The sequence below is a fragment of the Lichenihabitans sp. PAMC28606 genome (assembly GCF_020616535.1).
In the GTDB taxonomy this organism is placed as follows: Bacteria; Pseudomonadota; Alphaproteobacteria; order Rhizobiales; family Beijerinckiaceae; genus Lichenihabitans; species Lichenihabitans psoromatis.
In genome coordinates this window covers 2,220,670-2,244,070 of sequence record NZ_CP085136.1, presented here as the reverse complement: position 1 = coordinate 2,244,070, position 23,401 = coordinate 2,220,670, and the positions used below count along the sequence as shown (strand labels likewise).

At 59.6% G+C, this 23,401-nt stretch carries 11 protein-coding genes, 1 tRNA gene and 1 pseudogene; 5 read left to right on the top strand and 8 right to left on the bottom strand.

Annotation, left to right across the window (positions count from 1 at the left end):
• Window positions 1–251 precede the first annotated feature (251 nt).
• The 7 genes from LGH83_RS10580 to LGH83_RS10550 all read right to left on the bottom strand — a co-directional run bounded on the left by LGH83_RS10580 (window position 252) and on the right by LGH83_RS10550 (window position 11,384).
• A complete protein-coding gene (locus tag LGH83_RS10580; RefSeq protein ID WP_227401808.1) occupies window positions 252–1,619 on the bottom strand; it encodes an alginate O-acetyltransferase AlgX-related protein in 1,368 nt (455 codons plus the stop codon).
• Between the two features lie 173 nt (window positions 1,620–1,792).
• Window positions 1,793–3,775, bottom strand: coding sequence for a non-ribosomal peptide synthetase (locus LGH83_RS10575; RefSeq protein ID WP_227398650.1), 1,983 nt, complete (start codon window positions 3,773–3,775; stop codon window positions 1,793–1,795).
• 411 nt (window positions 3,776–4,186) lie between these two features.
• Window positions 4,187–4,714 carry a PAS domain-containing protein gene (locus LGH83_RS20105; protein WP_227398649.1) on the bottom strand — a complete coding sequence of 176 codons (528 nt, stop codon included), beginning with the start codon at window positions 4,712–4,714 and terminating at the stop codon, window positions 4,187–4,189.
• Between the two features lie 23 nt (window positions 4,715–4,737).
• Window positions 4,738–5,949 (bottom strand): EAL domain-containing protein, encoded by a 1,212-nt coding sequence (locus LGH83_RS10565; protein ID WP_227398648.1) that lies wholly within the window; start codon window positions 5,947–5,949, stop codon window positions 4,738–4,740.
• A 62-nt stretch (window positions 5,950–6,011) separates the two neighbouring features.
• A complete protein-coding gene (locus tag LGH83_RS10560) occupies window positions 6,012–8,972 on the bottom strand; it encodes a glycosyltransferase (RefSeq protein ID WP_227398647.1) in 2,961 nt (986 codons plus the stop codon).
• Window positions 8,973–9,145: 173 nt separating this feature from the next.
• Window positions 9,146–10,102, bottom strand: coding sequence for a Hint domain-containing protein (locus tag LGH83_RS10555; RefSeq protein WP_227398646.1), 957 nt, complete (start codon window positions 10,100–10,102; stop codon window positions 9,146–9,148).
• A gap of 493 nt (window positions 10,103–10,595) precedes the next feature.
• On the bottom strand, window positions 10,596–11,384 hold the full coding sequence (locus tag LGH83_RS10550) for a class I SAM-dependent methyltransferase (RefSeq protein WP_227398645.1): 789 nt from the start codon (window positions 11,382–11,384) through the stop codon (window positions 10,596–10,598).
• Between the two features lie 152 nt (window positions 11,385–11,536).
• On the opposite strand from LGH83_RS10550, the pseudogene LGH83_RS10545 reads away from it, so the two are divergent.
• Window positions 11,537–11,852, top strand: a pseudogene (locus tag LGH83_RS10545) (IS3 family transposase); the annotation flags it as partial.
• A 113-nt stretch (window positions 11,853–11,965) separates the two neighbouring features.
• Here the strand turns inward: LGH83_RS10545 and LGH83_RS10540 are convergent.
• Window positions 11,966–12,042: transfer RNA gene (locus LGH83_RS10540), tRNA-Arg, on the bottom strand.
• 210 nt (window positions 12,043–12,252) lie between these two features.
• On the opposite strand from LGH83_RS10540, the gene bcsA reads away from it, so the two are divergent.
• Genes bcsA through LGH83_RS10520 form a run of 4 tightly spaced genes read left to right on the top strand, consistent with a single transcriptional unit; the run spans window position 12,253 to window position 23,397 of the window.
• Window positions 12,253–14,514: a UDP-forming cellulose synthase catalytic subunit gene (gene bcsA / locus LGH83_RS10535; protein WP_264478868.1), complete on the top strand. Its 2,262-nt coding sequence runs from the start codon at window positions 12,253–12,255 to the stop codon at window positions 14,512–14,514.
• A 5-nt stretch (window positions 14,515–14,519) separates the two neighbouring features.
• The gene (locus tag LGH83_RS10530; RefSeq protein ID WP_227398643.1) at window positions 14,520–17,009 is read left to right on the top strand and encodes a cellulose biosynthesis cyclic di-GMP-binding regulatory protein BcsB; all 2,490 of its coding nucleotides are present in this window, start codon (window positions 14,520–14,522) and stop codon (window positions 17,007–17,009) included.
• The gene (locus LGH83_RS10525) at window positions 17,006–18,121 is read left to right on the top strand and encodes a glycosyl hydrolase family 8 (protein ID WP_227398642.1); all 1,116 of its coding nucleotides are present in this window, start codon (window positions 17,006–17,008) and stop codon (window positions 18,119–18,121) included. Before LGH83_RS10530 ends, LGH83_RS10525 begins: the two co-directional genes overlap by 4 nt.
• Window positions 18,109–23,397, top strand: coding sequence for a hypothetical protein (locus LGH83_RS10520; RefSeq protein ID WP_227398641.1), 5,289 nt, complete (start codon window positions 18,109–18,111; stop codon window positions 23,395–23,397). The genes LGH83_RS10525 and LGH83_RS10520 overlap by 13 nt, the downstream gene beginning before the upstream one ends.
• The last annotated feature ends 4 nt before the right edge of the window (window positions 23,398–23,401 follow it).

Genomic DNA, 23,401 nt, shown 5'->3' with positions numbered 1-23,401 from the left:
TAGAGCATTGGTCGGTCGGTCTGCGTTATACTCTGCTGTCCGACGTCGTTGGCATTCGGCAGGTGAGAAGGCATCGACGCTCGTGTTGAGCGCAGGAACAAGATCTGCTCGCTCTCAGCGGCTGACCGTGCCGCGCTTGCCCGTGTTGTCGCGCCATCTAGGTGCTGGCCCCGGTATCGCCGATGAACACGAGGCGGTGGAGATCAAGAGACCTTGAAACAGCACTCGTCTTATCCGCAATCCGATTGAGCTCAGAGCCTGTCCGACTCAGGCCCGCTCGAGCGCTTCATCACCCCGTCATGCTGCAGAAATTCGGGATTGCCTGGGTCCAGATTCAACGCGTCATCAAGCGCGGCGCGTGCTGCGACCCGATCGCCACTCGCCAAGGCCGCAATGCTGAGAAGATAAGACAGATGCGGGTCGTCGGCGAGGGCTCGCGATGCACGGACCAGGATGGCTCTCGCTTCGACATGGCGGCCCATAAAAATTTGAATATACGCCTCCATCGCATGGAAATGGGCATTGTCTGGCGACCGGATCGACGCAGCTGCTGCGAGGCGGCTCGATTCGTCGAGATGGCCGAGGCCGAGGTGCACCTGGGCGGCGACGCAGAGCAGCGCGCCGCTTCTACGGTCGGCCGCGAGGGCGTGGGACACGAAGGCGAGGCCACGCTGCCATTCCTTGTTGGCGACACAGACCCTTGCGGCCAGGAAGGCGTGGTCGGGGTCAAGATGGGTGTCGACTGGCCAGCTCGTTATGATCTGAAGGGCCAAACTGGCCTCCCCGCGACCAAGATGAAGCATCGCCGCGAGAGCGTCCCGCCCGCGCGGCGAGCGATAATCCGTCTGGTAGGTCTCCGCAAAGCCATCGATTTGATGGTCCGTCTCGCGGGAAAATAACAGGCGCTCGGCCATCTCGTTGATGACGATATCCGGGCGATAAAGATCAACGGCATCAAGATAGAGCCGGATCGTGGACCCGACGAGCATCGTGTCTGAGAAACTGCGGATAAAATAGGCTGCTTGTTCAGTCATGAACGAGTCACGGAAGATCAATGCTTTCGATAGAGGTGCGCCCGGCGAATAATAAGTCTGAATATTGTTGCGCCATGGTCCCTGGTTAAATATCTGCATTGAGGCGGCCTGCCGCGCGAAATTGGGGATGCCGATCTGCTCGGGTTGTTCGGGGCTCGTCAAAGCTCCTAAATCGCCATAGTCACGCGTCAAACGGTATTCGACGTCGCGGAATTCGATTTGATGAAAATCGACGAGGCCTCGCATGGCGGCGCAAACTTCACGATAAGCGATGAAGCTCCCATAAGAACTCCAGTGCGTATCGTTCTTTTTGTATGGATCGAGCCCGCCTTTTGCTGCCATGAGCTCGCGACGAGGATAAACGATTGTTAGATTATCGATGCCCTGCATGGCGTCGAAGAAGATCTGCCCTGGCGGCTGAAAGGGAGCGACGCTGGGCGGTAGGTCTTCGGGGTAGATCGAATGCGCATCAGGCGCGATCAAAAACACATAAGGAATACCGCGCTTTCGCAAGGCCGTTGCCCGCCGCTCGAGCCTAAGTCGCCACAAGCGCAAGTCTTCCGGTCGGAACGGCCGGCCACTCATGAAGTGCTCGCAGTCGAAACCGACAAATTTTTTGAGGAACAGACGACCGTTCCGCCCGCGCAACACTGCGTCGTTTTCTGGCTCCCCGGCTTGCGTCTGTGACTTGTCTTGGATCGTTCGCTCGCGCGGGAGATCAGGCGAGATGCTGCCGGGGAGGGGTTGAGAACCGATCGTCACACGTGCCGCCGCTGCTGTGCAAGGCGCTCGATGAGCTCCCCGACGGTTCGGGCGCCTGCGGCCGCATGCTCGTCTATCTCGACCCGCAACTGACGCGACAAGCGCATCAGCAAGATCGAATATCCAAGAGAGTCCCAACCGTCGATGTCGGACGGAACCGTCTGCGGCGTGATGGCACCGGGTTCGGCATCGAACGTTTCCGCAATGACGGTCATGACAACAGACAGGATGTCGCGCGGCTCGTCTCGACTCGGGGCTGGATCTTTCGGGATCGTCGTCCGAGATCGGTCGGTCTTCTCCGGTGTGCCTAAGGGCAGAGGCATAATCGTCGCGGCTGTTGATGGATCCGCCCCGCGCGCGCTTCGCAGGATCTTTCCGCTGGTGGTCTTGGCGAGGGTTCCCACGTCGCGGAGGTCGACCGCCTTGATGGTGAGATCGAGTCGGTCGAGCACGGCCGCCCGAATGCGCCCCTTCAGCGCCGACCGGGCCTCTGAACCATCGACGGTCGTCTCAGCCAGAACAACAGCCTCTTCGCTGCCGGCAGCGGCGTCAAACTCGCCATAAGCCAGAACGCGGCCGGGTTTGACGCCCTCCACCGATCCGACAATCGCCTCGATGTCGCCTGCGTAGAAATTGCGACCGTGGATGATTAACATCTCCTTCCGGCGACCGCAGATGAACACCTCTCCGTCGTGCAGGAAGCCCATGTCGCCGGTCCTGTACCAACCACTGTCAAACGCTTCGGCGGTCGCGTCGGGATTAGCGTAATAGGAGTGGACGATGAAGTCGGCCTTGACGACGATTTCACCGATCGTCAGCGGCGTGCCCGCTTCGGTCGTCGGACGACTGTCGATCCGAACCTCGACGCCCTCAAGGGCAGGACCGCAGGAGAGGAGCTTGCGGGCGCCCGAACGATCGTGCCGGCTCATCACGACAGTGCCGTTGTCGAGCGCTTGGCCGTCCAACGCAATCGACCTTGGCTCGCGTCCAAGTTGGCTTTGCGTGACCGCAAAAACCGTTTCGGCCATGGCATAACACGTTTGCAGCATCGAAGGCGTCACGCCGCTCGACGCGAAAGCGGCAACGAACCGCTCGAAAGTCTCGGGACGGCAAGGTTCCGAGCAACTGATGAAAGCGCGCATCGATGAGAGGTCGCGGGTTCGGGCGCCATCGCCGATACGGGCCATGTGCTGAAACGCGAAGTTTGGCATCCAGCACAGCGACCCTGCGTAGCGCTCAATGAGGTCGAGCAAGCGGAGCGGTTCGGCGAGCCACTCGAAGGCATCGATCGACACGACCATACTGCCGATGCTCAATGGCAGCAGAAATCCAGTCATCAACCCCATGTCATGATAGAGCGGGAGCCACGAGACGATGCGGTCAGCCCGTGTGGCCCCAATGGCTTTGCGATAGGCGGCGACCTGTCCGTCAATCTGTCCGAAGGACAGCGCCACGCCCTTCTTGAGCCCGGTCGTGCCTGAACTATGCTGCAAAATGGCGATGCGGTCAGCTCGCTCGATGTCGGCAAGACGAGGCAATGGGCCGACGCGCCGTTGGCTCGACAAATCGTCGACATCGTAGACACCCCATCGCAGCACGTTCACGATCTCGCGCAAATGGTGGATGTTAGACCCGTAGGATATGATGCAGCCTGACCTGTAGTGGGAAAACAGCCGCTCGTGGCTGGCCCAATAGTCGGCAGCATCCTGTTTTGGGGTCGGGAATGGGAGCAGGGCCGGAATGAGGCCTGCTCGAATGGCTCCGAGAAAGCAAAAGTAAATGTCCTCTCGATGGTCGAACACGAGAAAGACCACCGACCCTAATGGACGTCCAAGCCCAGCCAGAATACCGGCCCAGCGTTCTGTCTCGTCTCGAACAGCCAGAAAGGGAAATTGCTTCCAACGGTCCGATCTGCCGATGAGCAGGAACGGCCGGTAGGGTGTTTCGATTGCTTCGCTGTAGAGGGAACTGAGCAGCAAAACGCGTAGGCCTCAGTTTTGATCGTTTACATCAGCCCCAACGTCAAACGTCCAAATCACAGGCCGATACACCGAATTGAACACGTTTTTTGTAGATCGCGCACCGACGATGACGTCTAATCACCGTCGAATTATATATAACCAATAACATGATGTGATAGCCAAGTGTCAAGAGGTCAGATCCGTGGTCATTAAGCCTTATTGCCGCTTGGCCATTAGACCGCCTCGTGACGGACCACCCGCAGATCAAGATCGACGGATGAGCGACTGCATGTAGTCTATTCAGTCCATTTCACTGGATCATAGCCAGCGATCCCAAGTCGACGATGAGGTTGCTTCCGTTTAAGCGATCACCGGTGACGCGAGATTCGACTTAAATCGAAGCGGCTGAGTTTCACGATGCTGACATACTTACCTCGATCGGCTTCGATAATCGTTGAGACGTTCCAATTCCTCGAGAGCAACAATATTCGTATTGCGAAGTACTGTTTCGAGCCGGAGCAGCCGATGACGAAATGCCAGAATTGCTAGTTCCGACGTCATTTCTTCAATCAACTCGACGGCACCACGAAAAGTCTCGTCGTTGAAGTGTTGCGTATATTCATCCGGGACTGGAACGAGAGAAGAGTGAATCATCGGCTCAGTTGAAGGACAACGAATGACGCTCGATACCGTACAGACCCTGATAAGCCGACTGTCGGATCGCCGCATCTGGATATAACTCTGCCTCGAACCTCCATGTGCGAGAAGACACTCCAACCGTGTCGTGGCGCGGGTGATTTCCTCTGGCGGGAGGAGCCGATTCCATGAGGTGCCGACCAACTCGCAGGCTTCATACCCGAGCATATTTGCATAAGAATCGTTGACCATTAGCAACGTGCGGGTTGCATTGGATATCGAATAAGCCTTCGGGTCACTCGAAACATTAATTTCGAACATTGTCTTGCTGCTTTGTTGACGGCTCAGACATCGCTTTCAGTCCGCTGCATCCCAGCTCCACGAGACGCCCGTGATCTTGCGTTCGCACCAGCGACCCTATGATGAGATCGACGCCGCTTTGCCCGACCCGAAGCAACATCGCCCCTGTCATTCTCTGCTAAAATCGCGTTATGAAACTCGCACAGGAGACCCTCGGCGGCTCTCTCCCAGCTCACGCGATCCGATCTGTAAGTATCGATAACCGAATGAAATGCCTTATGTTTCGCCCCGTAGACCGTGTCGTGCAGCCCAAGCCGATCAAGGTATATGCCGATGCCGCAAGCATGCGGATCCTTTGCGTCTCCATCCCATGCAAGAGGAAGGCGCAAATTATTCACCATCAGACAAGTCTTGACGACATCGAGATGGGCAGCATAGCAGCCGAGAAGGGATTCAGGTGTACGACTCCGCCGCTCCTTTCGATGCTCAACCAACCATTCGGAAACGCGCACGACCCGCATCGGTTCGGCGATCGCAAATCCTTGACCGTAATCCACGCCTAATACTGTCAGAGCATCCAAGATCTCGGTCGTCTCGACACCTTCGACAACCAGTTTCTTTCCTAGACCACGTGCCAAAGACATCAGGCTGTGAACGAATTGCAGATCTGACGGCTTGCGTAAGAGCTCCCGGGCAAAGGCTCGGTCAAGCTTGATAACGTCGATTGGAAGCTGCCTGAGCATCAGCAGAGACGAATATGCCGAGCCGACATCGTCAAGCGAGATTCCGATGCCAAGCCTTTTTAAACGAGTTAGGTTTAGCGATAGCTTATCGAAGTCCAGTATATTCTCACTTTCGAGGATCTCGAGATAGATGCCGTCAAAGCGAACGTCGGGTCCTAGTGTCATTTCAAACAAAGACACTATATTATCCATCATCAGGATTGCTGGTTCGACATTGACCGAAACCGTCAGGTCTGGGCGTTGCTTCCGCTCGGCTAATATAAAATCGTATGCCTGACGCAGCATTTCAAAAAACAAGGCGACCCGCTCTTCGCCTCCAAGGCTAGGGACAAATTGAGATGCAGCTAGCAACACGTCATCTCTCTCAAGCCGAGCCAAAGCCTCGAAGCCGACGATGCGGCCGGTGGAAAGCTGCATGATCGGTTGCATGAACGCAGTTACACCAAGCAACACAGAACGAGCCTGAAAATCGTCGGACTCGGCAGCGTCAGTCTGACCATGATCGACGCGCATCCTTTCTCCCCCAATCCGCGCTCGTCGACGGTCTCATGCGCCGTCACAACGGCGCGAAGACGTTAAAACACTGAACATTCGGCCGCTTGAACCGAGGCATGGCGGTCGATCAGCTTCGCTGACATCAACGTATCGGCAATCAGAGACTTTGAAGTATAGTATGCCCGATCTCGTAGCTTGTGTGGCTCGAAAAGGTAGAATGCGGCCAACCGCCGCATAGCTGTCTCTCCAACTATACATTCCGAGCTCAGTCTTGCGTTCCGACTCATCGCCGATCGAAGATCTGGGTTGTCTGCCAGTAACTCGATATACGCGATGGCTTCATCTGCTGTGTCGAACAGAAATCCATTCTCGCCGTGTTTAATGATTTCTGCATAACCGCCAAGCCGATGTGCGACGACAGGCAAACCACAGGCTAGCGCCTCGATCACGACCCGTCCCCATGGTTCGACCCAGGTGCCGGTGCGGTAGTAAAAACAGCTCAGCTCCTGCAAAAACGCGGTTATGCCCTGACTTGTTGCGGGTCGGAGATCGAGGCCGTCGATCTCGCCAAAGGTCTCACACATCGACAGACCGCCGAGCAGAATGGAGCGGCCGCCACGTCGGCCAATGGCTCGGTAGACCTTGGCATCGTCGGGGTGATGTTTTTCCACGACATCTCGACTGTGCCGCCCGATTGTGAAGACGTCTGGTTTCTCGGATGCAGGTTTAAACGCAACGAGGTCCGTCGGCGAAGGTTCAAAGAGGCCCGGCAGGCCCATTTCATCCATCATCATCTGCGAGCAGTACAGAAGTTCAATCCGGACATTGGTCCACTTGTAGATCGACTCGATGCGAAGAACGCATTTTGGAGCCTCGAACGTGTTGTAGAGCGCGATCACGCGGCTCGGCGAGATATCGGCCAGCCACGGGCCAAGATCAAAATAAAGGCCAACGAGAACGACAATGCCGCCTGGCGCGGGGAGATCGCCGGCCCAGGAATCGACGCTGCGAACTCTGCCGTGTTGCGTGAAGGACGCGTGGCAAGATCCAGGTGCCCAGAGTTCGACGCGCGCATAGGCCTGAAGACGCTCGGCAAGATCAAGCGCATGCAGTTCGCTACCGCCCCGTTGCTGCTCAAATTTGCTGAAAATATGGATCGTACGTCCACTTCGCTCGTTGCCGTCGAGCACCAATTCAATATCGTCCTGTGTCATGGCCTGGAAGAAGGGCACATGCCGATCTTCAATCATCTCGGCGTAGCGCGATCCCTCGTAAAGTCGCTCGGCCGATTGCGACTGACCTGGAGGAATCGCTAATTTAGCCGGATCGGTGGCGTGACCCGCGACAGAATCCTGATGAACCGCGAAGACTCGCATCCAGGGATGATCGTCCTGAAGGCCGTCTCCGATCAGAAAGCGATGGTAGAGGGCATGCTCGGCATGTGCGACACAAGCGATGCGCATGACTGTGTAGAGGCGTTGGACGTCGTCGTGATAAGCCACATAGAACGTCGACCGCGGTATTGCGTCGAGGAACGACATCAGTGTTCCGGAATAGCCGGCGCAGGTCGCTCCACTCTCGAGCAGTTGCCATGAGTTGGAATATCGATCGAGGTTTTCTGCACAGAAGCGTTCTGTTTCCTTAAACCGGCCGACCGCTGTGCTCAGCCATGCGAAGAATTCACCAAAGGCCTGATCTTCCCCGAATATATCAAGTTTGACCCTGCAGAGTGCTATCGCTTTTGCACCTTGTCCTGTCTCAACGAGAGCGCGGCAATATTCGCGGAGCGCATAAGCATCATCGGGGGCGATATCCGACGCACGTCGCCAAGCAGCAAGCACAGCAGCGGGGTTCCGCTCGCGAACCGCCATATGGGCAAGCGCATGCAAGGCTCGTCGATGAAAACGAGTTTGTAACGACAAGTTATAGAAGTGCTCCGTTGCCTGAGCAGGCCCTTCGGCGTCGGCGAGCGCGTAGCCATAATCCAGCTCGAGATCAAAATCGAACGGCTGGACGCTACGAACGTAGCGGATGCGAGCCAAGGCCTCACGACGCGCCCCCGCCAAGGACGCTACCCGCCACAAGGCTCGCGACTCGTCGGCCTCGCGCCGCTCGCCATCAAACGATGCAAGGACACTATCGGCTTTGTTGAGAGACCCACCGGTTGCTAAAAGCTCGGCATATTTAAATCGATGCCAGCGGGAATGCGCCCATTTTCGCATGAGAAAACGGCAGACTAAGCGAGCTGAACGAATTTGGCCGGACTTGTCGTAGATGTCGAGCAGGTGTTGCCAAACGATCAGTTCGCCGGGAACTTGCTTGGCCGACGCGATCGCAACAGCCTTGGCACCCGCGACGTCGCCAAGGATTTCGAGGACCGCGATAAGCCGCTTATAGACTGCCGGGTTTTTCGGATCGAGTTCTGCAAGCCGCTCCAGTTCACGACGGGCCAAAACCCAATGTTTGCTGCGTTCCGCGAGATCAGCTGCGAGGAGTTGGAACGATTTATCGGTGAGGTCACAATGCTTCAACATTTCTGCGGCGGGCAGGGCCTCGGCTGGATCAGGTCCGTCGAGCGCGATCGAACAAAATTCGTAGAGGATGGCCGAGTTCTCTGGTTCCCGTCGTACTCCGTCGCGCATCAAAGCGAGCGCATGGCCGGGATCGTCCCGTCGGCTTAACCGGGCTTCCAGCAAGCGAAAATCTGATGTTTCTGCGACACGGGCGGCTTGCCTGGCATGGTTCAGGTGGTCGAGTGCTTGATCGCGATCGCCAAGGAAAAAGGAACACATTGCGAGATTGAGATGGAAGGTTGCGACGGCATCCCGATCGTAGAAACCGCGTCTCGTTGCGGAAGCGATCGCATCGAGCCAAGCTTGCTGGGCGAGCGCCCATTTGGATTCCGACTGGTAATGAGAGGCCAATTGGGCGGATACGACCGACCGAAGCTTTCCGCTTGTTTTGGTGCTGGCAAACGTTAGAACCGCTCCGTGAACATTGCTCGCGCCGACGATCAACGTGCTCAGCACCAAAGCTTTCACCTGACAACCTCAAGCTCTTGACTGTGGATGGGATCGACCGCGCACCTCTGTTTCGCGCTCGTGATCAAGGCAGGGACCCGTCAAGCGGGTCGCTGCCCTAATCGCTTCGATGCTGGCCCGGAGACTGGTAACCTCGCCAAAAAAAACGAAGTCAGAGTCCAGATAGCGACATCTTAGGCTGAGACGGTCGCGCCAAAATCGGCCGTCTCGATGACAACGAAGGAATCGAGTTTCGCCCGAAGCTGCCCGACCTCGATGGCATCAACGGCTTCACGTCCGAACCGGGAATGCGTCGTTGTTCGTGTTGGATAAGTTGCACCATTGTCAAAAATTCGGTGGAAATGATCGAATTCGAAATACGACTCCGCCGGCGCGCCATTCGCAAAAAGAATGCTGTGTTCTGCTAGTTCAATGTGGAAATATTCGACCTCGGTGACTTCGGTGGCGTGGACGATCGAGGCCCCGTTGAGCAAGCGCCACGCTGCCACCCGCACACCGTCGACGAACATGCCATGGCACGGCGAAACATAGAGATCTTGCTCTGGGCGGTTCGACCCCAAAGATCCCGCGCGGAACATCACCGGCCAGAAGTCGACGCGATGCTCCGGAGCATAACGGGACGCTGAATCCTTGCGACTGCCTATCCAGGTGACCGGCTGAATCTCGCCGCCAAGCGTCAGCACCTGATCGCCGAGTGCGAGATCTTCGACTGCGATATCGCCTCGGACTGTGCGGATCAGCGTGCCGCTCGCAAAGCACGGAACGATCGACGTATCCGTTGGGACGGTGCCGGTCGTGGTGGGGGCACCGCTTACGCCAAGAATCGGTAGGGGCGCACCGCTCACTGCAAATGCGACCGTACTTGTCAGGCCGCCTCCCGATGCAGAGAACAGGTATGTATAATGGCCAGCCCCGTTATCGAGATATCCATTGTAAACCGCAGTCGAGTCGGTGCTGACGATGCCGGCAGTATCAATGGAGGCCAAAACTGTATCGCCAACAGCGCCAAAGCTGCCGGATAGTCCAATATTGGAAATTCCGCTCGCAACGGGGGTATATACAGTTCCAGCACCTAAATCTACGCCGATAGCATTCTGTCCAAGACCAAATGTTCCGTTGACATCTACCATGACTGCACCTCCAATGACGAATTCAACTCAGGAAACTATGCCGGCATGGATTTCTGGAAATCCTCGATCTGGCGAGGAGCGCGAACCGGCTAGGTATAGGAGCATGTTATGACATCTATGCCAATATGCTATATCTAATTTGGATTGCGCCGTGCTGAAATGTCAACAGGAGTGCCTGCCCGACACAATTTGCGACGCAGGGGTCTTTCGACCCGCATCTTGGGGACGCCCTGGCCGACGTCATCCCGCAGTTTACGCTGCGTAAATTCGCAAACGACGTCGAAGCAGCAGAATATGACCTGGCTGAAGGCAAAAACGCTCTGTGAGATCGCTAGGTAAGGCTCGCAGACATTGGCGCATGAGTTGCTGGGACTGTGCGAGCCTCCCCTCCGCCAAATGTGGCCCGATCGTGCGACGCTGTCCTGGTGACGCGATACTGGCCCTCGTCACACGATCGCCTCAGGCTCACGGGACACTCGTAAGCCACGACGTTTCAGGGCATCAGCGACAGTTCGGCAGTTTTCCGCACGGCTACCTGCCAACCAGCATGAACAAAATCAAACGTCCCCGGAAACGATTTTAGAAAATTTAAGACACCGGGTCCGACCGGGCCTTCGTCCCAATGATAGATATCGAGCAGAAAATCATCCCAGACGAAGAGACCACCGACTTTCAGCAGCTTCCAAGCCAAGATCGAATCGGCCATGACGTCAGGGGCGGTGTGAGATGCATCGATATAACAGATGTCGAATTGCCGGCCTTCGCGGATAAGCTCAGTCAGACCGATCCATGACGGCGCGACGCGAATATCGACGCGGTCGCCATAGCCGGCTGTGTTTTGTCGGAAGGTGGTCTCGCAGTCCTGCGTCAGTGTAACGTTTTGCGAGGATGTCCAACCTGCCTTCAAAACGAAATGATCGACTGCGGTCACTCGCGATCGAGGTAGCATCTCAAGGTCGAAGATGACCGAGCGTCCCTCAAAGACGCCGAGTTCCAAAATGTCGACTGCGTTATCACGATATGGCAGTAACAGTTCATGCCAGATCCAAGCCTTTGACGTAAACCAATCATGGCTGAAATGCTTACCCGAGCAACGATCAGCGTAGTAATTCATAAAAGCGTCGGCTTGTTGGTTCAGCTTTGAATATTCGAGACCGCGTTTAAGGGCCAGACGCCACCAGTCGGCCGGGATGTCGGCTAAAATCTTTCCGATCATCTCTGGCTTATGAAGGTTGACGAAATCGAACGCTTTGCTGGCTTCTGGCTCTAGAGCAAAATGCATGACTACCCCCGATCAACCTCAAGCGCCAACCTTAGCGGCCGCGGTAATTTGGAGCAGTCAGAGTTCCCCACGGCGCGCCTCAGTGTCAATGCTTTTCGATATATATTTTAGCGCAAAAGGCTATGATGTCGTGTTGAGGATGGCGCGACCACCACGGCATTCGCGGCCTGCCAGGACGTCGGTCCGAGCCCTGCACGACCGACTGTCGTCACAACCTTCCGATCGCGCCGAACCTGCTGAAGCAGGCGTCCGTGTCATTGACGCCGAACACCTTCTAATTGGCGGACATCACCTACATCGCCACCGGAGAGGGGTGGCTCTACCTCGCCGCGGTCATGGGCCTCGCCACGCCCAAGATCATCGGCTGGTGGATGCGCCACATATGCGCCCTGAACTGCCGCTCGCCGCGCCCAACATCCAGGGGCGGGCCTCATTCATCATTCGGATCGCGGCAGCCGACACGCTGCAAGGCCTCGTTACAATGGCCGCCAGTTCCTTTCGGAAGATCTTTGAATCGGCGCGCCCGTTCGAACGGAGTTCGAACTTTCTTATTGATTCAGGGCAACCATCTCCAGAGGAAATGGCGCGCCCGGAGGGATTCGAACCCCCGACCCTCAGATTCGAAGTCTGATGCTCTATCCAGCTGAGCTACAGGCGCCTGCGATCCTGATACCCGAAAAACCGCCTCGGTCCAAGCCTCATCGCCTCTCCGGCGGCGGCCGTAACAGTGAGGGATGCGACTTCGTCACGATTTAAAACGCATGCTTAACCATGTTTCGCATCGCAACACGAGGTAGCCCGCCGTAGACGAATCCTTCAACTCGCCCGCTTAAGAGTGGCTGACAGTCCGTCGAAGGCGAGCAACTCGGTGATCAAGGCTTTAACTACGATCAACTGGCTGATCATCGGCGTGCTCTACGTCGTGCTAGCCATCGAACCTGTAAGTATACAAGCACAATTTGTTCTAGGCTCTACCGCAATCTTAGGGATGGCGTTGATCCGGACGCTGCGGCTCACGGGGCCGTGGCGAAACGTGTTCCTGGCGCTCGGGACCGCTGTGGTGCTCCGCTACTTCTACTGGCGGACCACAAGTACGCTGCCGCCCGTCTCGGACACCTTGAATTTCATCTGCGGTCTGACGCTCTGGATCGCCGAGATGTATAGCGCCATCATGTTGGCCATCAGCCTGTTCGTCATCGCCGACCCGCTCGAGCGCAAGCCCGCCAGACGGCTGAGCTATGACGAGATGCCGACCGTCGACGTCTTCGTGCCGACCTACAACGAGGATCACGATCTGCTGGCCATTACCCTGGCGGCGGCCACCCGACTCGAATATCCCGCCGACAAGCTGCGCGTGCATCTGCTCGACGACGGCGGAACGGACCAGAAGTGCAATTCGGACAATGCGGCCTCGGCGCGTGTCGCCAAGGCTCGCCGCGCGGATCTAATGGATCTCGCCGCCGACATGGGCGTGACCTACCACACGCGGGCCAAGAACCTGCATGCCAAAGCCGGCAACATGAACAGCGCGTTGGCCAATACCAATGGCGAGCTGATCGTCGTGTTCGACGCCGACCACGTCCCTATGCCCGACTTTCTCCTCGAAACCGTCGGACATTTTCGCACCGACCCGCGCCTTTTCCTGTGTCAGAGTCCGCATTTTTTCGCCAATCCCGATCCGCTCGAGAACAACCTTCAAACCTACACGTCGATGCCGTCCGAGAATGAAATGTTCTACGGCGTCATCCAAAAGGGCCTCGACAAGTGGAACGCCGCCTTTTTCTGCGGATCGGCGGCGGTGCTGCGCCGCGCCGCCCTTGACGAGGTCGGCGGATTTTCGGGCATCTCGATCACCGAGGATTGTGAGACCGCGCTCGACCTGCATTCGCGCGGGTGGAATTCGATCTACGTCGACAAGCCGATGATCTCCGGGCTGCAACCCGAAACCTTCGCATCCTTCATCGGTCAGCGCTCGCGTTGGTGCCGCGGCATGTTCCAGATCTTCCTTCTGAAAAACCCCGCGTTCAAGCGCGGTCTCAGCGTGGCGCAGAAAATCTGTTATCTGTCGAACATGTCTTATTGGTTCTTTCCAATATTTCGTCTTCCCTTCTTGATCGCGCCGTTGCTCTACATTTGGTTTTCGATGCAGATCTACGTTGCGAACACGCGTGAATTCTTCGCTTATACCATGTTGTACATGGTCGCTAATATGATGATGCAGAATTACCTATACGGCAAAGTACGCTGGCCGTGGGTATCCGAGCTCTATGAATATGTTCAGTCGATCTACCTGGCGCAGGGGTTGTTCAGCGTCATTCTGAACCCGCGTAAGCCGACCTTCAACGTGACCGACAAGGGATTGACGCTCGACAAAGACCATCTGTCCGAACTAGCGATGCCATATTTCGTGATCTTTGGCATCGTGGTGGCGTCCGGCCTCTGGGCGCTTCTGCGTCTCTTCACCGAGCCGAACGCCAACGAATTGCTGATCGTGGTGAGCGGCTGGAATTTCTTCAATCTGCTGCTCTCCGGCGCGGCGCTCGGCGTGGTTTCCGAGCGCAAGACGAACCGCACGCCGATCAAGCGAGTGGCGGAACTCGCGGTCGGAACCGCGATCGTGCCGGTCCTGATCATCGACGTGTCGACCGGCGGTTGCCGCGTCGAAGTGGAGGAGGGGCTGATCCCCCGTCATCTGCAAAAGGGTGCCGCCGGTATCCTCGACGTTCCGCTCCGCAAGGAGGGAACTGGAACCCAGACCCTGCCGGTCGAACTGATCCGTCGCGGGGTTGAGGATGGCGAATCCTACTATGAGTTCGAATTCAAAAATCTTCGGGCCGAGAATTATCGGCTGCTGGTCGATATGATGTATGCGGGCAGCGACGGGCTCGAGGCGTTCCGGTCCAAGCGGCGCCGGCAGAAAAGCATTTTCGGCGGTATCTTCGGCTTCTTCCGGTGGGGCCTGACCGAGCCGGTGCGCGGCTTCCGCGTGTTGCACGGGCATTTCCAGGAGGTTCGCCTCGCCAAGGCGAAACTCGCAGCCTCCCTGGCGGCGATCACACAAGTCTCCGCCGAACCCGGGGTCGAGCCAAGCGGTAGCGTGAACGCCCCCCCTCTCGCCAAGGCATCGTGACCATCATGCATGATCCTTTTGTCTCGCGCCTCCATCGAGGCGCAACACCCGTCCGCCGCCTCGTCTCGGTCGTACTCGCGGCAACGATCGCAAGCGGCGTCGGCCTGACCGGTTTCGGGATCGTGCTCGGTGAAGCCTGGGTCGGTCAGGCCGTGGCCCAGCAGATACCGGTTACGCCAGACGCGCCAGCCGCCACTCCTTCTGTCGCGGTTGCGCCGATCCTGCCGAAGCCTGTGGTTCTGACGACCCCCGGGCGTGCGGCCGCGGCCGCGAGCGACGTCAGCGTGCTGCACCGGTTTCAGGCCGGCGCGTCGCGGCTTCGTTTCGAAGGCGAAAACGACAGCCGAAGCTACGCGATCTTTCTGACCGGGGCCCAAGCCAATGCCAAAGCTCGCCTGCATCTGACTTATACCAATGCTGTGTCGGTCATGCCCGAGGCGTCGCATATGACGGTCAGCGTCAATGATGTGACGGTCGCCGACGCGCCAATCGTCTCATCGGCCGCCAATGGTGCGGCGCTGTTGGACGTGGAAGTGCCCGAAAGCGTGCTCGAGCCGGGCTATAATGCGGTCAAGATCATCGTGCAGCAGCGCCATCGCGTCGATTGCTCGCTTGCGGCCACCTACGAGCTCTGGACGCAGCTCGATCCGGCCCAGTCCGGGCTTGCATTCAGCGATCTGCCGCAAGAAACCATCATGGACCTCGCCGACCTGCCGGCGCTCGCACCAGACGCGACCGGTGTTCGGCCGCTCCGCGTGGTGGTCCCGAAAGGGCTCGATGCGAACGGGCTCGACCGCATCCTGCGCGCAATGGAAGCGGTGGTGATCCGCGGTAATTTTACCCATCCGTCCATCGACATCGTCTCGGAGCCGCAGGATAAGCCGGGGCTCGACCTGCTGGTCGGCACCGTCGACGATCTCCGCAACGGTGGCTTCGGCCAATATGTGTCCGACGACCAGCCAATTGCCTTCCACGCTGGCGCGAAGTCGGGAGAAAGCACGCTTGTGATCTCCGGCCTTGGTGTGCCGGAGATCGAGACCGCGATTGCGGATATCGTCAAGGGGGCGACATCCCAGGCGACGCCTGGGACCGCCGCTGGCCTCCGAGCTCTGCTGCTTCGAACAAAACCGATCCGAGGAGAACTGACGGTCAGCTTCAGGGATCTTGGCGTCAACACGCAGGAATTCTCGGGCCGGCTCTTCCGCGCCGGCTTCGATCTGCTGATGCCGCCCGACTTTTACGCCGCCGATTATGGCAAGATGACGCTCCGGATCGATGCGGGCTATGTGGCGGGGCTCGATCCGTCGAGCCAGATCCTCGTTCGGGTCAACGATCGCGATGCCGCCTCGTTGTCGCTCCGCAATCCGAACGGCGAAGTCTTTCGCAATCAACCGATCACCGTGTCGCTGGCCGACCTGCGTCCCGGCTACAACCACGTCCAGATCGAGGCACAAGTCGGCGCGCCCTCCGACAAGACCTGCGATGTCGCCGGCATCATCGATGCGAAGAAGCGCTTCGTTTTGCTGGAGACCTCGACGCTGGAAATTCCGAACGTCGCCCGGATCGCTCATATGCCGAGCCTGTCGGCGACGGGTGCCAGCGGGTTCCCCTACGTGGCTGAAAACGCCGATACGCAACTCTATCTGCCGCATCCGGACGCGGATTCGATCGCCGCTGTCGCGACCTTCCTGGCTCATTCGGCGCGGTCGGCCGGAGTGCCCCTGGCGACCCGGATCGTTCTGTCGAAGCCAGACATCGACGATCACTCGGCCATCATCGTCGGCGCGATCAGTGATATTCCGGCGACCATCGTGGACGAGGTCGGCATCGACCTGTCGCAGACATTGGACGTCTGGTCGAACATCGAGGCTAAGTCGGAAGCTTTCGCTCGGCTGCTGCGCGCCAAGGAGAAGGCTGGCGCCGACGGACGCCCGAATCTGCCCGAGCGCCCCGAGAGCCGCGCCGAGTCCGATCTGTTCCAGAAGTGGTCCGCCAACGTCAATACTGGACAATGGCATTTCGACCCCGTCGATTGGGTCGGCCATGTTCTAGGCAACGGAATTGGGCTGACCAGCCAGAGCCTGAGGCCCTGGAAACGGACCGAAGTCAAATATGTGCCGGACCAACGGTCACGCCTGCTGATCGCTCAACATGCCGCGCCCGGCGGCAACGGCGCGACCTGGACCCTCATCACCGCCCCATCGGCCGAGTTATTGTCCAAAGGCATGCGGGCCGTCACGGGGACGAGCTACTGGACCCAGTTGGAAGGACGGATCGCGAGCTACGATCCGCAATCTCCCGCTCTCGCGATCGTGCCGGCGCAGCAGGGCTATTTCATCAAGACCGCACCTTTGTCGCCCGGCAATCTCCGTTTGATCGCCGCCGGCTGGTTATCTTCGTATCTCGAATATTACGTGCTTGCCCTTGTGACGATGAGCCTGTGCCTCGGTCTCGCGACAACAGCGGTGGTGCGCCGCTACGGAGTGAAGCCTTGAACAAGCGTTTGACGGTCGCCTCCCTCGTCGTGGCGGCCCTTGTGGCTGGCTTCCCGGCCTTGGCCCAAACGGCCACGCCAAACCCTGTCGGAGTTTCGCCGATGCCAGCACCCCATCCGACACCCGCCGGGGCCCTTCTCGATCCGGCGATCTGGCAGACCTACAAGGCCCGCTTCATTTCGCCGGAAGGGCGGCTGATCGATGACGCGAATGGCGACATCAGCCACAGCGAAGGGCAGGGCTACGCCATGCTGCTGGCTGCTTTCGCGGGCGACGACCTGTCGTTTTCGCGAATCTGGGGTTGGACGGTGCGGGAACTCTATCGCCGGCCCGACGGGTTGGCATCGTGGCGCTGGAGCCCGACCAGCACGCCTCACGTCACGGATGGCAATAATGCCACCGATGGCGATCTCCTCATCGCCTGGGGGTTGGCCGAGGCTGCCCGGAAATGGGATAGCCCGGAATATAAGGCGGCGGCCCATTCGATCGCTGTCGCGGCCATTCGGCACGGATCGTTCAAGGGGCGTTTTGGCTTGACGCTGCTGCCGGGAGCCTCCGGCTTCGGCCCGAACGACATGAAGGATGGGCCGGTCGTGAACCCCTCCTATTGGGTGTTTCCGGCATTCAACAGCCTCAAAGCCGTGGCGCCCGAGATCAATTGGGCCGGCTTGACCGAAAGCGGAGTGGCGTTGCTGAACGCCTCCCGCTTCGCACCGACCGGCCTTCCGTCGGATTGGATTTCTCTGAAAGGGCCGGAGCCGGTGCCGGCCGCTTCTTTCCCACCCACCTTTGGCTATAATGGTATCCGTATCCCGCTTTATTTGGTGTGGGGTGATGCTGGCGGCACGGCAGCGTTGACGCCGTTCCTGTCGGCCTGGAGTGCGACCTCCTCCGGCATGCCGGCGGTCGTCGACGTCGTGACGGCCCGCGTGACCGAGCCGTTTTATGACCAGGGTTATGAAGCCGTCGCCGCTTTGACGGCCTGTGCGGTCAAGGGGACCGCGATTCCGATTCCGTTAAAGACCGTCAAGCTAGAACATTATTACTCGACCACGCTGCATCTGCTTGCGATGGTCGCCGCTCGTCAGAGGTCGCTTCCATGCGATTGGTAAAGGCTGCAGCCGTCATTCTCCTGTTCGGCATCGTGACCCCGGTCGCGGCCGGCGAACTTTTGCTGATCGACAAAGCGCAGACCTCCGCGACGGAAGCAGCCCCCAAATCCCCCGGTGACGAGCCTCGCAGCAATGATCCGTCGTCCAGTGAGGTGCCCCCACGGATTGAAGCCGAGCCCACGAAGACGGCTGCGCCCGCGAAGCCGGCCCGCGCGATTCTGTTCGGCGGCATCTACGATGCACCCGTGTTCAACCGGGCGAACGGCGGACCAACCGCCGCCCGCGTCGATGAGAGTGCGCTTCGCTATTACGCGTCGCAGAAGAACCACGCTCGCGTCGATGCCGAAATCCGTCGGCTCAAGACCCTCAATCCGGGTTGGAAGGTGCCGACCAACCTCTACACGGCCGACGCTGGCGGGAATGGCAAAAACGAACAGCCGCTTTGGGATCTGTTCGCGGCCGATAAGCTGACGCAGTTACGCGCCGCCATTTCGCTGCGGATGCTTCAGGATAATGGCTGGCGCCCCTCTGCGGATCTGGCTGCAAAGATCGAGATCCGTGACGCGACCGACCGCTTGGTCCAGGCGTCCGACGCCAAGGCCTGGACCCGTGTTCTGGAGGTCGCCAGCGCGACCCCATCGATGCTGATCTGCTCGGCCATCGACAATAACTGGCGCGTCGCGCAGGCCTTCGCTGAGACCGGCGTGATCGATCGGGCCTTCGAAGTTTATCAAGCGATCCTGTCCAGTTGCACCGATCGCGACGAGCGTCTCGCCACGGTCCGCAAGGCCGTCGCGATCTTGCCCGTTGCGAAGGTCGAGGATCTGATCGGCATGGGGACGGTACTCGCGGATGGCTCGCATGAGTTCGACGCGGTTCGGGTCGATCTCGTGCGTGGCGCGCTGGGCAAATTCGCGAGCGGCGAGACGAATGACCAAGTGCCGCCCGATTCGGTGCGGCTGTTCGGCGACACGGCGACGGCGAGCAACAATGCCGCCGATGCGACGCTGCTGGGCTGGTATTTCTACAAGCTGAAAAAATGGGGTGACGCCGATCAGTGGTTCAAGCAGGGCCTCGCTTTGCTGCCCGACGACCCGAAGCTGCAGGAGGGCCATGTGCTCTCGCTTCGCAACCTTGGCCATTTGGACGAGGCGCAGAAGCTTGCCTATCAATGGCGGCAGAAATCGCCGGCGCTGCGTGGTCTTTATCTTGGCTTCGAGGTCGCCCAGCTGACGCGCGAAACACCGCCGCCGACAATCTCGGCGGCGGATTTGGCCGAATTTACGACGGTTGTGACGACCGACCATATGGCCGATGGCGCGCAGGCCCTGGCCTGGTACAGCTACAATCGCAAGGATTGGCAAGCCGCCGTCACCTGGTTTAAATTAGCGGTTGATTGGACGATCGCGGCTCCCCCAGCGGCCTCCGCCATGGCCGCAGCCGATGGATCGCCGTCCGGAACAGCCGCAATGCCACCCGCGGCTCCCACGCCGCCTGCGGTCCCGACATCGCCTGCGACTGGTCAGCCCATCGACAAAGTCGATCCGAAAACGATCGCGGGTTATGCGCTGGCGCTGCGAAACCTCGGGCGCTTCGAAGAGGCTGAGACGATCGCTTTCATGGCCTGCGATCGAAGTGCCGACGTCCGGCAGATCTTCGTCGCCATCGCGATCACGCAACTCACCAAGCCCGGTCAGACCTTCTCGCCCGAGCGTCTGGATCGTTTCGCGCAGGTCATCAAGAAGGAGCAATCCCAACAGGGCGCGTCCGCGCTCGGCTGGCATGCGCTCGGGGCCGACAATTTCGCCGATGCCATCGATTGGTTCAGTGCATCTAACGTGTGGTCGCCGGACCACAAGGGCGACGTCAAAGCCAATGAAGGCCTGGCGCTGGCGTTCAAGGGAGCCGGTCGTTTCGAGGCTGCCGAAGACCTCGCTTACGACTGGATGGCGAAGTCGACCGACATGCGTGCCGTCTACCGCGATACGGTCGTGGTCGAGCTTACGCGGGACGATCTCGCCGCAGGCCTATCGGAGGCGCGACTCAATCGTTTCGCGACCGTGGTCGATCGCGACAAACTCGGCGGCGGCGCGCAGGCGCTGGGCTGGTATCGGTTGCATCAAAACGGCTGCGGCTACGCGGTCGGGTGGTTCAACAAGGCGGTGGCGTGGTCGCCCGACAAGATGGGCGACGCCAAGGTGAATGAGGGGCTTGCCCAAGCGTTGCAGACCGTCGGCCATTATGCCGAGGCCGAGACGCTGACCTATGCCTGGAAGGATCGGGCGCCCGACATGAAGGCGCTCTTCGTCAAAATCGCGGTCGATGTGTTGACGCGCGATGCTCCGGTGATCGCAACGACGGAAGCGCGCCTGACCCGCTATGCCGAGGTCATCACGTCTGAGAAGTCAGCTATTGGCGCCCAGGCTCTGGCTTGGCACCGCTACCGCGAGACCAATTGCGGCTACGGCGCGCAGTGGTTCGCGCTGGCGGCGCAATGGTCGCCGGACCGTCGCGGCGATGCCAAGATGAACGAAGGCTACGCGCTGTCGCTGCGCCAAGTGGGGCAACTCGCGGCGGCCGAAGAGGTCCTCTACGGCTGGGCCGATCGCGTGCCGACCATGAAGAGCATCTACGTCGATGTGGTGGTGTCCGAACTCACGGGCGACAATCCGCCGATGCCGATGGACGACCCGCGCCTCGGCCGCTTCATCGGCGTCATCACGCCGATCCGAAGTGCGCTCGGCGCTCAGGCGATCGCCTGGTACCGCCATGCGCGCGCCGAAGATGCCGATGCGGTCAAATGGTTTAAGACCGCGCTCGATTGGTGGCCGCCGCTGACGCCCGAGGGCGAGCAAATCCGCGACCCGGTTGTCGATGACTACCAGCCCGTCACGGCCAAGCTCGCGCTGGTGCTGCCGGATTATCGACGCACCCCACGCGCCTATAGTGGCCGGACGGCCGAGATCAGCCGCAAGGGCCGCTCCTATGTCGATACCTATACCGGCCTCGCCACGACATGGACCGGCTATGTGATGGCTTTGACCGGCATTGGCCGGACGGCTGAGGCGGAGCAGCTTGCCTATGACTGGCGCGATCGCTGGCCAGCGATGCACGACCTTTTCGTCAATCTCGCCGTGACGGCGCTGACGAAGACCAATCCTGTAGCGGATATCCCGCCCGATCGGCTCAAGCGTTACGCCGACATGTTCGAGATGGACCGGTCCAGCAAGGGCGCCCAGGCGCTTGGATGGTATGATTCGGCCAAGCAGAACTGGACCGAGGCTGCGGTCTGGTTCAAGTCGGCCCTCGACTGGCGCACCGGTACGGACCTGACCGCCACTGCCGATCTTAACGTGCAGGTCGGCTATGTGCTGGCGCTGCGCCATCTCAAGCGCTTCGACGAAGCCTTGGCGATCGCGGCGACCCTGCGCGGTTTGTCGCCCGCTATGGCATCGCTCTACCTCGACACCTCGCTCGATCAATTGAGCGGCGGTGGAGCCACCCCGGTGGCGGCGGATCGGCTGGCCGATTTGACAGGAGCCGTGACGTCGAGCCGCAACATGTCCGGGGCGACCTCGCTTGGGTATTATTTCTACGCTCAGAAAGATTTCCCGAACGCATTGACGTGGTTCCGCTTCGCCGTGACCTGGGCGACTGACGGCAAGGTCGATCCGAAAGCCGCCGAGGGTCTGACCTTGACGTATCGCGCGCTCGGGCGTGATCCCGATGCGCTGACGTTCGTGGCCGCGTGGCGGGAGCGGATTCCAAGCCTCGGCGAACAGGTGCCCGGTCTCGTGGCCGAGATGCTGTCGCAGAATGATTCCAGCGTGACAGTGCCACCCGATCAGATGGCCAAGATCACCAGCCTGGTCGCTGCCGAGCGTTCGTCAGAGGGCGCGCGCGCTCTCGGCTGGAATGCCACGGCCCACAAGGATTGGAATGCGGCCGTCGAATGGTTCCGCGCCGCCACGACCTGGTCGGCCGACCACAAGGGCGATATAAAGATCGCCGAAGGCTATGCGAGCGCGTTGCGAAACCTCGGCCGTTACGACGAGGCGCAGGCGGTGGCCTATGCCTGGTATAATGCCGCGGACGGCGCTGCATTGAGAAGCCTCTATGTCGATACGGTGGCCGAGCGTCTGGCCCGCAGCAAGCCGCCGGTCGCGATGAGCACGGACGATTTGCAGAAGTTCGCGACGGCCGTGCTGACCATTCAATCGCCGAATGGCGCCCAGGCACTCGGGTGGTATTCCTATAATTCCGGCCAGTTCAAACCGGCGCTGGCTTGGTTCACCAAGGCGCTGAGTTGGGAGCCGAGCGAGGGCGAAGCTCTCGGGTTGGCCATGTCGTATCGCCGCGTGGGCGACCTTGCGAATTTCGCGTCCACGATCGAAACCTACCGGACGCAGTTTCCGCGTCTCGGTGAAGCGTTGAAGGGCGCGGGCGGCCGTGGCGCAAAGCCGCAAACGATGCAGCAGCAGACAATGGCTCCCGCTGTGCCGACGACGATGACGTCCACCGTGTCGATCGATCCGCCGCCGCAAGTGCCTCAGGCGACGCCTCAAGCGATGACGCAAATGACGGCGGAGGCCACGCCCGAAGCTCCGCAGGCGAGGCTGGTCATGCCGGTCCGCGAGTCGGCGCCGCGCGTCACAAGTGGGGCGTCGCTGACGCAGCGGGCGAGCCGTGGCGGCGGGGGAGGCGGAGGCGCGGCGGCAGCGCTGCAGGCCAAGGACTATACGCGTTGTCTCGCCCAGCTCGGCGATGGCGAGCGTGGTGGCCGGCTCTCCGGCAACCTGATGCAGATCAAAGGATGGTGCCTGCTCGGTCTCGATCGGCCCGAGGAAGCCGCCATCGCATTCGGGCAGGCGCAAAACGGGCAGCAGGGCAAGCTCCGCGAGGACAGCGCCTATGGCCAATCGCTGTCACTGCTGCGAAGCGGCAAAACGGATGCGGCCGCTCAGGTGGCCGGCGGGGCGGCACTCTCGGCGTCCAGGCGCAACGACATCGGGGTCCAGGTTTTGACGCAGCGCGTCTACACCAATTATGGGGCTCAACGCTGGGCCGAGACGTTGGCGGCGCTGAATCAGCGTGCAGCTTATGCGCCGGAGACGCGCGATCTCCGGATGGCGCGGGGCTGGTCTCTGTTTCACCTCGGCGACTATGACGGCGCCAAACAGATTTTCACCCAGGCCAATAGCCAATTGTCCGACGCTCAATCGCAGCGGGCCCTGACTGTTCTTGACGGCACGATCGACCCCCGGCGGAAATATTGACAGT

Excerpts from the sequence above, each read along its gene's own strand:
- LGH83_RS10580 (WP_227401808.1), bottom strand. The coding sequence starts at position 1,619 with ATGAGTGGCCGGCCGTTCCGACCGGAAGACTTGCGCTTGTGGCGACTT.
- LGH83_RS20105 (WP_227398649.1), bottom strand. The coding sequence starts at position 4,714 with ATGTTCGAAATTAATGTTTCGAGTGACCCGAAGGCTTATTCGATATCC.
- LGH83_RS10565 (WP_227398648.1), bottom strand. The coding sequence starts at position 5,949 with ATGCGCGTCGATCATGGTCAGACTGACGCTGCCGAGTCCGACGATTTT.
- LGH83_RS10555 (WP_227398646.1), bottom strand. The coding sequence starts at position 10,102 with ATGGTAGATGTCAACGGAACATTTGGTCTTGGACAGAATGCTATCGGC.
- LGH83_RS10550 (WP_227398645.1), bottom strand. The coding sequence starts at position 11,384 with ATGCATTTTGCTCTAGAGCCAGAAGCCAGCAAAGCGTTCGATTTCGTC.
- LGH83_RS10530 (WP_227398643.1), top strand. The coding sequence starts at position 14,520 with ATGCATGATCCTTTTGTCTCGCGCCTCCATCGAGGCGCAACACCCGTC.
- LGH83_RS10520 (WP_227398641.1), top strand. The coding sequence starts at position 18,109 with ATGCGATTGGTAAAGGCTGCAGCCGTCATTCTCCTGTTCGGCATCGTG.